General features: G+C 32.9%; 11 protein-coding genes. 10 read left to right on the top strand and 1 reads right to left on the bottom strand.

Annotation, left to right across the window (positions count from 1 at the left end; all coding sequences use genetic code 11):
- Positions 1-275: 275 nt before the first annotated feature.
- The 6 genes from proS (at position 276) to DRF58_RS05290 (ending at position 6376) form a co-directional block, all read left to right on the top strand.
- Positions 276-1751: a proline--tRNA ligase gene (gene proS / locus DRF58_RS05315; protein WP_116033635.1), complete on the top strand. Its 1476-nt coding sequence runs from the start codon at positions 276-278 to the stop codon at positions 1749-1751.
- A 198-nt stretch (positions 1752-1949) separates the two neighbouring features.
- Complete coding sequence (locus tag DRF58_RS05310; protein ID WP_116033618.1) at positions 1950-3242, top strand: OmpA family protein; 1293 nt, start codon at positions 1950-1952, stop codon at positions 3240-3242.
- A 117-nt stretch (positions 3243-3359) separates the two neighbouring features.
- Positions 3360-4694: an Nramp family divalent metal transporter gene (locus DRF58_RS05305; RefSeq protein ID WP_116033616.1), complete on the top strand. Its 1335-nt coding sequence runs from the start codon at positions 3360-3362 to the stop codon at positions 4692-4694.
- A 94-nt stretch (positions 4695-4788) separates the two neighbouring features.
- A complete protein-coding gene (locus DRF58_RS05300; protein WP_116033615.1) occupies positions 4789-5847 on the top strand; it encodes a hypothetical protein in 1059 nt (352 codons plus the stop codon).
- On the top strand, positions 5848-6030 hold the full coding sequence (locus DRF58_RS05295; protein WP_116033613.1) for a hypothetical protein: 183 nt from the start codon (positions 5848-5850) through the stop codon (positions 6028-6030).
- A gap of 1 nt (position 6031) precedes the next feature.
- A complete protein-coding gene (locus DRF58_RS05290; RefSeq protein WP_116033612.1) occupies positions 6032-6376 on the top strand; it encodes a hypothetical protein in 345 nt (114 codons plus the stop codon).
- 5 nt (positions 6377-6381) lie between these two features.
- Here DRF58_RS05290 and DRF58_RS05285 read toward each other — a convergent pair whose 3' ends face one another.
- The gene (locus DRF58_RS05285) at positions 6382-7467 is read right to left on the bottom strand and encodes an FUSC family protein (RefSeq protein WP_116033610.1); all 1086 of its coding nucleotides are present in this window, start codon (positions 7465-7467) and stop codon (positions 6382-6384) included.
- Between the two features lie 157 nt (positions 7468-7624).
- Here DRF58_RS05285 and DRF58_RS05280 point away from each other — a divergent pair, with 157 nt between their 5' ends.
- From DRF58_RS05280 to DRF58_RS05265, 4 genes are all read left to right on the top strand, one after another.
- Entirely contained in the window at positions 7625-9955 is a 2331-nt protein-coding gene (locus DRF58_RS05280) for an ATP-dependent helicase (RefSeq protein WP_116033608.1), read from the top strand.
- Between the two features lie 186 nt (positions 9956-10141).
- On the top strand, positions 10142-10813 hold the full coding sequence (locus DRF58_RS05275) for an ABC transporter ATP-binding protein (RefSeq protein WP_116033607.1): 672 nt from the start codon (positions 10142-10144) through the stop codon (positions 10811-10813).
- 55 nt (positions 10814-10868) lie between these two features.
- Positions 10869-11546, top strand: coding sequence for a RadC family protein (gene radC, locus DRF58_RS05270; protein WP_116033605.1), 678 nt, complete (start codon positions 10869-10871; stop codon positions 11544-11546).
- Positions 11546-12448 (top strand): hypothetical protein, encoded by a 903-nt coding sequence (locus DRF58_RS05265; RefSeq protein WP_116033604.1) that lies wholly within the window; start codon positions 11546-11548, stop codon positions 12446-12448. Before radC ends, DRF58_RS05265 begins: the two co-directional genes overlap by 1 nt.
- Positions 12449-12480 lie beyond the last annotated feature (32 nt).

Here is a 12480-nt window from a genome sequence, read left to right as displayed (position 1 = left end):
ATAACAGCATTAACTTTCATTCAGTTTGTAAATGTTTTTGTTTTCAGTAGAAAAATGAATAGACTTAAAATTGAATTAATTTAATAATGCACTACGAGTTAAGCTTGTATTGTTGATATTTTTCATTTTATGAGAAGTATTAAGTTTCCTATATTTGCATTTCTTAAATGAGACCAAATCTTATACCATTTAAATTCCATTAAATACGTGTAAAATTAGGCTTTTTATTTAGATTGAGAAAAGTTAAAAAAGTTAAAATCATATCAAAAAAATTTATGGCAAAATTAACATCGAGAGCAGAAGATTATAGCAAATGGTATAATGAGTTGGTTGTTAAAGCAGATTTAGCAGAGAACTCTGGCGTGAGAGGATGTATGGTTATCAAACCTTATGGTTATGCAATTTGGGAAAAAATGCGTGACGAGATGGATAAAAAGTTCAAAGAAACTGGACATCAAAACGCTTATTTCCCTCTTTTTGTTCCCAAAAGTCTGTTTGAAGCAGAGGAAAAAAATGCCGAAGGTTTTGCCAAAGAATGTGCTGTTGTAACACATTATAGATTAAAAAATGATCCAGATAATCCAGGAAAACTAATTGTTGACCCAGAGGCTAAATTGGAAGAAGAACTAATCGTGCGTCCAACTTCTGAAGCAATTATTTGGAATACTTATAAAAACTGGATCCAGTCATACAGAGATTTACCGATTTTGATTAATCAATGGGCGAATGTTGTAAGATGGGAAATGAGAACAAGATTATTCCTGAGAACTGCCGAATTCCTTTGGCAAGAAGGACATACTGCTCATGCAACAAAAGATGAAGCTGTAGAAGAAACTGAAAAAATGATTGAAGTGTATGCAAAATTTGCAGAAGACTTTATGGCAATTCCGGTTATCAGAGGAATCAAATCGCCTTCAGAAAGATTTGCTGGAGCGGATGAAACTTATTGTATCGAAGCTATGATGCAGGACGGAAAAGCTTTGCAGGCTGGAACTTCGCATTTTCTAGGGCAAAATTTCGGAAAAGCTTTCGATGTTAAATTTACAACAAGAGAAGGGAAAATAGAGCACGCTTGGGGAACTTCTTGGGGAACTTCTACAAGATTAATGGGAGCCTTGATTATGACTCACTCAGATGATTTAGGTTTGGTTTTACCTCCAACTTTAGCACCAATTCAGGTGGTAATTGTTCCGATTTTCAAAGGTGAAGAGCAATTGGCTCAAATCAGTGAGGTTGCTTTGGATATTCAAGCCAAATTAAGAGCAAAAGGAATTTCTGTTAAGTTTGATGATGACACTCAGAACAAACCAGGTTGGAAATTCGCTGAATACGAATTGAAAGGTGTTCCTTTGAGAATTGCAATGGGACCAAGAGATTTGGAAAACAAAACTGTTGAATTAGCTAGAAGAGATAATTTGACGAAAGAATCAGTTTCTATTGATGGTTTAGAAAACTATATCGAAGAATTGCTTCAAACTATCCAAAAAGATATTTATAACAAAGCTTTGACTTTCCGTGAAGAGAATATCACAAAAGTTGACTCTTATGATGAGTTCAAACAAGTTTTAGAAGAGAAAGGCGGATTCATCCTTGCGCATTGGGATGGAACTGAAGAAGAAGAAGAACAAATCAAACAGGAAACAAAAGCAACAATCAGATGTATTCCTTTGAATAATGAGTTGGAGGATGGGATTTCATTAATATCAGGAAAACCATCGAAACAAAGAGTGGTTTTTGCTAAGTCATACTAAATTTGAATTTTTACTAAATACATTAAATCCGGAGAGTTTCTTCGGATTTTTTTTATTTGTATTGATGATATTTATCCAAAATAAATATTGAAAGTTAAATACAGTTTTGTTAAAGTTTTATTAAAATTATTGATAATTAAATAAGGTGGATTAATATTTGGTAATATTAAAAATATCAATCACAAAAAATAAACTATTATGTCAATTAATTTAATCGATCTTATTAAAGATCAGCTGGGACCAAGTGTTGTGTCTCAAGCAGCTACTCAACTTGGAGAAAGTGAGTCAGGAATTTCGAAAGCTATTTCTGCATTATTACCAGCCGTTGTTGGTAGTTTAGCTAATTCTAATGCGCAATCAGATCTTTTTACAACTTTGAAAGAAGTTGGTTCTTCTGGAGCACTATCAAGTCTTGTTGGGAATATTGGAGGTAGTGATTCGTTAATCTCAAAAATTCTCACTTTGATTTTTGGTGGCGGAGATAAACAAGCTGCACTAACGAGTTCTGTGTCCAATTTTGCAGGAATTAGTAATGATTCTACAAATTCAGTTTTGAATCTTGTTACTGGAGCTACTGCTGGAAGTTTGGGGAAATATATCAATGATAATAATGTTGATATCTCTTCTTTTGGAAATCTCTTGAATGACCAGAAAGGTTTTCTTTATTCCTTGTTACCTGCTGGATTTAGTTTAGGAGCTTTGGGGTTAGGGAATTGGTTTGGAACAGACGAGGGAAAAATCAATATTCCACCGAATACACCAGCTAATGAAGTTCAAGATGTTCCAGTTGTAGAAACTCCGAAAATTGATGTGACAAGAAGCGGAACTACCCATGAGATTGTTTCTAGTAATGATTCTGGAGGAAGTATCTGGAAATGGTTGTTACCACTATTATTGTTATTACTTTTAGGATGGTTTTTCTGGAAACAATGTAATAAAAAAGTAGAACCAGCGCCTGTTGCAACAACAGATTCTACAACAGTAATTGTAGATTCTACCTATACTGCAGATGATACAGTTGTTGTCACCAAGGAAACTACAGTTGTTATCTTGCCAAGTGGAAAAACATTACAAGCTTACAAAGGTGGAATCGAAGATCAAATCGTAACTTTCCTTAAATCTGATAATTATAAAAATGCTACAGAAGCGCAATTGAAAGATAAATGGTTCAATTTTGATAATCTTAATTTTGAATTTGGGAAAGCTGTTTTAACACCAGACTCTCAAGTTCAATTGGATAATTTGAAGGCTATTCTTACAGAGTTTCCAGATGCTAAAATCAAAATCGGAGCATATACTGATAAAAAAGGTGATGAAGCTATAAATCTAAAATTATCTGCTGATAGAGCAAATGTCGTGAAGTCTTCTATTAATTCTACTCAAGTTACAGAAGCAGAAGGCTATGGCTCCAAGTTTGCCAAAGTTCCTGCCGAAGCTACAGATAAAGAAAGAGAATCTGACAGAAAAACTGCTATAAGATTTGTAAAGTAAAAATAATAATTTCGAATAAAAATAAACTGCCAAATTTTGGCAGTTTTTTTATTGGCTTATTGCGAGTTAAGAAAAGTATTATTAGATTTGTTAGTCTAATCTAACAATAATAATTATTTGAATAACTCTGATATCAACAAAGGCTGGAGAAAAGATAAAAGTTCAAACTCTCTTCATGAGGTTTTCTCTAGTATCAATGTTCCGGCAAATGCAAGTTCTTGGAAAAAGTTTATGGCTTATGTTGGGCCTGGATTGCTTGTGGCAGTCGGTTATATGGATCCGGGAAACTGGGCGACTGATATTGCTGGTGGAGCGCAGTTTGGCTATACACTACTTTCTGTTATTTTAATTTCGAATCTATTTGCGATAGTTTTACAACATTTGTCTGTGAAGCTAGGTGTTGTTGCGGAACGTGATTTAGCACAGGCTTGTAAAGATCATTTTCACCCAAGTGTCAATTTTGTTCTTTGGATTTTTTGTGAGATTGCAATTGCAGCTTGTGATTTGGCAGAAGTTATCGGTTCTGCGATTGCTCTTAATCTCTTATTTGGAATCCCGTTGAGTGTGGGAGTCGTAATAACTGTAATAGATGTTTTTCTAATTTTATTCTTACAATCGAGAGGTTTCCGATATATAGAAAGCATTGTTGGAGGATTGATATTTGTAATTTTTGCCTCTTTCTTTTATGAAATAATTCTAAGTAAACCGGATATTTTTCCACTTTTGGAAGGATTAATTCCTAAGAAAGAAATCGTTACCAATCCATCAATGCTTTACATTGCAATCGGGATTTTAGGTGCTACAGTAATGCCTCATAATCTATATTTGCATAGTAGCATTGTTCAAACCAGAAATTATCCTAGAACGACTGAAGGTAAAAAAGAAGCTTTGAAGTTTGCAAGTTGGGACAGTAGTTTATCTTTGATGTTAGCATTTTTCATTAATGCAGCTATTTTGATTATTTCTGCTGCAACTTTCCATACTTCAGGAAACAAAGATGTTGCAGATATCAATGATGCTTATATGTTGTTGACCCCACTTTTGGGAACAACTTTGGCGAGTATTTTCTTCGGAATTGCATTGTTAGCTTCTGGACAGAATTCTACATTGACAGGAACTTTAGCGGGTCAGATTGTAATGGAAGGTTTTTTGAATATCAGACTAAAACCTTGGGTCAGAAGGTTAATAACAAGATTAATTGCCATTATCCCGGCTTTGATTATTTCGATTCTTTATGGGGAAAAGGGAACGGCCGAATTGTTGGTTTTCAGTCAAGTAATATTATCAATGCAATTGAGTTTTGCAGTTGTACCACTCGTTATGTTCACTGGAAGTAAAGCTAAAATGGGAGAGTTTGCTAATAAAATGTGGCTCAAAATATTAGCCTGGATTATTAGTGGAATTATCATTATTCTAAATCTTTATCTTCTTAAAGAAACACTTTTTCCTTAATAACTCATCTGGTAAATCTAGATTTTCGTAAAATTGCAAATTGCATATTTGTTAGAAATTAGAGTTTAAAAAAACAAAATACTAGATTATCACTTTGAAAAAAATCGCTTATATAGAACTAGATACACATGCGGAATTAGCGAATAATTTCTATGAATTGACTAAAGGTTTTGATAGAGCTTCTGTAGATTTTTACTTTTCCAAAAAGATTTTTAAATTCTTGAACATTCATGAGAAAAATGTTTTTCTGACAGACTATTCTCAACTTTTGGAAATTCTAGATAAGAAAAAATACGATTTGATCATTATTGGAACTGTTCATCGTCATTTTATTTTCTACAAAGCGATTGTGCAAAAATTCAATACAGCAATTCTTGTTCATAATCATAATTTTATCAAAGCTTCGAAGTGGGAATTATTCAAAAGTATTTTCAAAAAAGATTTTAAATATCGTCTGAAATTATTCCTTAAAGAAGGACTTCTAGAAGCTTCGAAAGTTTATCAGAAATCCAATTATCTTTTAGGAATTGATGAATTGATGTCAAAGAAAACGGGTATGAAGTTTTTACCAATTTATTTTAATCAATTTGACTCTCAAAATTTTGAAAAAGAAACCATAAAAATTGTGATTCCAGGTGCGGTTTCGCAACATAGAAGAGACTACGATTCTTTTTTTGAAAAGTTGCTGAAATTTGAAAATATTGGAATCAATTATGAAATTATTTTCCTTGGAAAAGCTTCTGGAAAAGAATTAGAAAGTCTAAAGCTAATTTTAATTAAACTTCCTCAATTTATTAAAATTCAGTATTTTGATAAAAAAATAAAACAGTCTATTTTTGATGATTGGATGAAAAAAGCCGATGTTTTATATTGTCCAATTCAGAAAGAAACAGAGTTTTTCTCTATCAAAGAAATCTACGGAAAAACTAAAATAAGTGGCAATATTGGTGATGCGATAAAATATGCAAAACCAGCTATTTTTCCAGGAACTTATGAATCTGATTTAGAATTTATTATTAAAGAACAACCAGACTTGCAAGCTCAATTTTCAGAAGTTAGAAATCTGAAATTCGATTTTAATAACTATTCGAAAGACAACATTTCAAAAAAAATATCGATATTAGTTGAAACATTAATTAATAAAAGTATTTAGATGAAAAATCATACTTTAGTTGCTGTTATTTCTTTATCAATCATTACTTTAACTCAACTGATATACATTTTTCCACGCTTTGGTTTTTCTGAAAATGTTTATAAAATAGCATCTATGTTACAAGTTTTAGGATTTGCTGGATTGACTGCTTTTTTCATCAAATTATATCAAAAACAGAAGTAATATGAACGAAGAACTGAACGAATTATTTGATATTAAAAGTGATAAAAACGAAAACAATAATATCTCGAAACCAAAACAAAATGTTTTAGTTCATAGCATTGTAAGAATTGTTATTCTGGTTGTTACAACAGTTGCAACTTGTGGTATTTTGTTAGTCGCGGCACTAGATGGTCAAATAGGACTTGCTATTTTGGCTGTTGTAATTATTCTAGCTTGGTTTGGAGCAATGATTTTTGAAACTGTAAAACTGAATAGAAAAAAATGTCGAGAATTAGCAAATTCTAATATTATTTTAATTGTCATTGCAATATTGATAATACTGGGAATAACAGCGGAGATTGTTTAGTCGATTTACTTGTCTCTTTGAAAACTTTTGCTCAGAGCAATTTTTGATTTTTTCAAATTCTTTATAGAACTGAACCTGATTCTTTCATTATACAAAAACCAACCGCCAATACAGCCAATAGTACTGCCGATTAAAATTTCTAATAGTCTCATTTTTAAAAGATAATCGGGATTGAGTGAAGTAGAACTTCCTGTTTCTGCGAGTAGGATTCCCATTGGAGTTAAAAACATTACTGCTAATGCATAATGTCTTGTAATCAGCATTTCTACTATGATTTGAAGAGAGATGATGCAAAAACAAATCAAAAGCGGAGAAGTGATGTATGAGAAAATCAACCAAGCAATTCCAAGCCCAATAGTTGTTCCAATAATCCTGTGCAGGCCGCGTTTCCAGATGTGGTATTGATTCACGCCCTGTAAAACTGCCAAACTAGAAATTGGAATCCAATAAGGATAATCAAGGTTGAAAAACTTGCCAATGAAAACCGAAACCAGCATACAAATCCCAATAATAAAGGATTCTACAAGATTCACGTAAGGATTGATGTGGAAAGTTGTAAGGTTTTTGTTTGTTTCTTTTTTTGAGTTTAAAAAACTGTATATTAGGCAGATAAGACAAGCGTTAACTGTTCCGATTGTGAAAATACCGATGCGTCTAGGGATGAGTTCTAAATTATGTGGGAGTCCGATTGCCATGGATGCCATCATGATAAAGAAAAAACTTCCCGGTGGTTTCAGATTAAAATATCTTGCTATATAATAAGCGATTGCCGAAAATATCCCGAAAACCAATGATGCAATCCAAAGATTAAAACTAAACGTCAACCCCAAACCGTACGAAATAATCATCCCAAAAGAACAGACAAACATTTTCATCATCGTTTCGATAAAATCATTGCTTGTTGGGATGTAAATAATAACCAAACCTGCCAAACTTGCTGTAAGAGCAGATTTTATATCACCTAAAAAATAACCAAATATCAATGGGATTCCCACTGCAAGACCTGCCAAGAAAGGGATGTGCCAGCTTCTGGGTGATGGTTTTAATTTGAAAAAAGAGAGAAATTCTTCTTTAATGTGATTAGTTTTCAATGCGTTGGTTTTTACTTTAGATTTAGATTTTAGCAGGCATAATAGCTTATTTTTGCCAAAGCAAAAATACCTATTAATACCCGAATTTCAAACTCGGATGCAATGATAAATTGCTTAAAAATCTCTATTTTTGTTATCTTAAAATTTTGAGAATAGAATGGATTATCTGAAAGGATTGAATGAGCCTCAGTTAGAAGCAGTTACGACTTTGCAAGGGCCGTTGATGGTTTTAGCGGGAGCAGGTTCTGGCAAAACGCGAGTGCTTACGATGAGAATTGCGCATCTGATTACGAATGGAGTAGACCCTTTCAATATTTTGTCTTTGACTTTTACCAACAAAGCGGCGAAGGAGATGAAAGAACGTATCGCAAAACTCGTAGGAGACAGCAATGCGCGTTCGCTTTGGATGGGAACTTTTCACTCGGTTTTTGCTAGGATTTTGAGAAGCGAAGGTCATCATCTTGGTTATCCTTCCAATTTTACAATTTATGATATGCAAGATGCTCTTAATGTGATGAAAAAAGTCATCAAGGATATGAGTATAGATGCAGAAGTTTATAAAGCTAAGAAAGTTTTATCAAGAATTTCTCAGTATAAAAATAATCTTATCACTGTCAACGCTTATTTCAACAATCCAGAATTAATGGAGGCTGACGAGAAAGCGAACATGAAACATATGGGAAATATCTACAAAAAATATGTAGAAGCTTGTTTCAAAAATGGTGCAATGGATTTTGATGACTTGTTGTTGAAAACCAACGAATTATTAACTCGTTTTCCTGAAGTTTTAGCAAGATATCAAGACAGATTTCGATATATTTTGGTAGATGAGTATCAAGATACAAACCATTCTCAGTATTTGATTGTCAAAGCTTTAGCGTCTAAGTTTGAAAATATCTGTGTGGTTGGAGATGATGCACAATCCATTTATTCTTTCCGTGGCGCTAATATTCATAACATTCTGAATTTCAAAAAGGATTATCCTGATGCTGTTACAGTTTCTTTGGAACAGAATTACCGCTCAACGCAGAATATTGTAGATGCGGCGAATGTTGTGATTTCTAAAAACTTACAGCAGTTCAAGAAAAATGTTTTTAGCGAGAATGAAGTAGGCGATAAAATCAAAGTTTATAGAAGTCTTTCTGATGCAGATGAAGCCAATTTCGTTTCAGCTAATATCTTCGAATTGCATAACACGCAACAGCGTCATTTTTCGGATTTTGCGATTCTTTATAGGACTAATTCTCAAACGAGAGCTTTTGAAGACGCGCTTAGAAAGAAGAATATCCCATACAAAGTTTATGGAGGTTTGTCTTTTTACCAAAGGAAAGAAGTGAAAGATTTGGTAGCTTATCTTAGGATTTTGGTCAATGAAAATGACTCCGAAGCTTTGTCTAGAATTATCAATTATCCGGCAAGAGGAATTGGAGAAACCACTCAAAACAAGTTGGTTGTCTTTGCAGATTCTCATAATCTTTCGATTTCTCAAGTTCTAGATAATCTTGGATTTTATGCATCTCAGTTAGGTCTTAATAATGGAATCATTACCAAATTAGGAGATTTCTGGGCCATGATAAAAGCGTTCCAGGTAATGCTGAAAACAGATAATGTGTACGATGTTGCGATGGAAGTGGCAAAACGAAGCGGACTTATCAAATTATTAAAAGAAGATGCAACGCCAGAAGGAATTTCCAGAGTTGAGAATATTCAGGAATTGCTGAACTCGATGCAAGGTTTTATTGATGAACAGACTCAAATTGAAGATGGTGACCCTAGTTTGTCCAACTTTATGGAGAATATTGCGCTTTCTTCTGATACTCAAAATGATAAAGAAGATGATGATAATAAAGTTTCATTGATGACAATCCACTTGTCAAAAGGTTTGGAGTTTCCAGTAGTTCATTTAGTTGGTTTGGAAGAGAATCTTTTTCCAAGTTTCATGAGTTCGTCTACAAGAGAAGAATTGGAAGAGGAAAGACGTTTGTTTTATGTAGCTTTGACTAGAGCCGAGAAACAAGTGTTTTTCACTTATGCAGTTTCCAGATTTCAATGGGGGAAAATCACCGATGCAGAACCATCAAGATTTTTAAGCGAAATAGATGCGAAATATGTCGAAATGATAAATCCTGTCGCCGAACTGAAGTTTATCAATCGTTCCGGATTGGATTCTAATATATTTGATGATACGCCATCAGAACCTAGATTTTATAAAAAGAAAGAGGAGAAAAAAACCTTGGAAAGAAATGCCAATGTTCCACCTCCGAAAAAAACATTGAAACCTGTTGCAACTGCAAGAATTATCAATCCTGCAGGACAATCTTCGCAAGATATAGAAGTGGGAGATATGGTAAGACACGACCGTTTTGGTGTAGGAAAAGTGGAATTCTTGGATGGAACTGATTCTCAGAATATCAAGGCTAAAGTAATTTTTGCCAACGAAGGCGAGAAGAACCTTATCTTGAAATTCGCTAAATTGACGAAAATTTAAGAGACAAGAAAAAAGGCAAAAGATTCAAGTTTATGAAACTACAAAAGACACAAAAGAAATTAAATTATTTTAATCTTTTTTAGACTTTTGAAAAGCTAGAAAACAAAGAAATTTTTGTGACTTTTGTGATTTTAATATATTGATTATAAAAAGCTAAAAGCAATTTGCCATAAGCAAAAACAAACTATGATTCGAGCAAAAAACATACACAAATCTTACGGAACTCTGGAAGTTCTAAAAGGTGTTGATATTCATATAAAATCAAGTGAAGTTGTTTCTATTGTTGGAGAATCCGGAGCTGGAAAATCTACCTTACTTCAGATTTTGGGAACGCTGGATAATCCTTCTGATATTGAAAAATATGGAACTGAAATAACTTTGGATGGCAATTCTTATTTGAAAATGAAAGATAAAGAATTGTCCAAATTCCGAAATAGAAATATCGGTTTTGTTTTTCAGAATCATCAGCTTTTACCAGAATTTACAGCTTTGGAAAATGTTTTGTTGCCTTCAAGAATCGGTGGAATTGCTGAAAAAGAAGTGATTGATAAAGCACATTATTTATTTGAAGACCTTAATATCGCAAGCAGATTGCATCATAAACCTTCGGAATTGTCTGGAGGAGAAGCGCAAAGAGTTGCGGTTGCAAGAGCGTTAATCAATTCTCCGAAGATTATTTTTGCGGATGAACCAACCGGAAACCTCGATTCCAAAAATGCAGATGCGCTTCATCAATTGTTTTTCGATTTGAGAGACAAGTACCATCAGACTTTTGTGATTGTAACGCATAATCCTGTATTAGCGGAAAGTACGGATAGAAAACTGGTAATGAAAGACGGACAGATTATGAATTTATAATTGATAGTTTATAGATGATGATTGATTTTTGCTAAAATTAATAACAAGTAAAACTTTGAGTATCAAATCCCTTGCGGAAGATGACCGCCCAAGAGAAAAATTCCTGTTGAAAGGAAAAGCTTCAGTTTCGGATTCGGAACTGTTGGCTATCATTATGGGAAGTGGAAATAGGGATGAATCCGCTGTGGAATTAGCAAGAAGAATTCTGAATTCGGTGGAAAATAATTGGCACAGATTGAGTCAATTATCAATAAAAGACTTAATGAAATTCAAAGGAGTAGGCGAGGCAAAAGCCATTTCTATTGCAACAGCTTTGGAAATCGGGAATAGAAAATCTCAGCAGGAAGTTCTTGAAAGACACCAAATATCAAGCAGTAAAGATGTTTTCGAAGTTTTACAACCGCATCTTTCTGATCTTTCAACAGAAGAATTCTGGGCGGTTTTCCTTAATCATCAGAATAAAATCCTCTATAAAACCTGCCTTTTCCGAGGTGGAATTGCAAGTTCTGTTGCAGATGTAAGAGTGATTTTTAAAACAGCCTTGGAACATTTTTCTACAAGAATTATCGTTGCTCATAATCATCCTGCAGGAAGTTTGAAGCCAAGTTCGGAAGATATTAATATCACAAAAAAAATAGACGAAGCTGGTAAATTATTAGAAATCGAATTGCTAGATCACATCATCATTGCTCAAAACAAATTTTACAGTTTCAAAGAAGAAGGGATTTTATAATGATAAAACGACTAAAATATCACGAAATTGATTTTGATAAATATAATGCTTGTATAGAAAATTCTTTACAAAATTCGGATTATGCACAAAGAGAATTTCTGGATATCGTAACAAAAAAAAGTTGGGAATTAATCATTTATGATGATTATGAAGCTGTAATGCCTGTTCCTTTGATAGTCAAATTTGGTTTTAAAATTGTTCTAATGCCAAAACTTTGTCAACAATTGGGAATATTCTCCAATCAGGATTCTGTATATATTAATAATCTATTCTATAATTATCTTACAAAAAATTACATTGTTTTATTTTATGCTTTTAATGGAAATAATGAAGTTTCAAATATTGGATTGAAAAAATCTTACATTATTCCAAAAGATCAATATTCTGAAGTCAAAAAAAGATATAGTATCCACAGAAGGAGAAATGTAAGGATAATTGGTGATTTGGAAAACAATATCATATTTCGCAATAGTTTAAAATCTGAAGACAGGGCATTTTTTGTGGAAAATATGAAAGGAATCAAAAAAAAGGAAGATGCCAGCATTTATTTTGATTTGATGCAAACTTTGTATGAGCAAAAACTTATGAATATTGAGATCCTAGAATATAAAAATCAAATAGAATCTATGGCTGGTTTGTATTGTGGTAAAACCAATCATTATCTCAGTCTTTTCGTTAATAAAAACCCTTTATCAAACACCAATATTCCATCTATAGTTATTGATAATTACTTAAAAAAAACTATTGCAGATCAAGATTTTGATTTTATGGGAAGTGATGTAGAAAACGTTGCAAAATTCAATGAACGATTTGGTGCTATAGCTTACAAATATCCTATAGTTTCTAACAGTAAAAAAGAAGTATTGATTCAAATTCTGAAGAAAATCTTCTTTCTTAGATAAATAATTTATTTTCTAATCAAAAAGCATTAATT

The organism is Epilithonimonas hispanica, assembly GCF_003385395.1.
Lineage (GTDB): Bacteria > Bacteroidota > Bacteroidia > Flavobacteriales > Weeksellaceae > Epilithonimonas > Epilithonimonas hispanica.
This window is presented reverse-complemented; position numbering and strand designations above follow the sequence as displayed.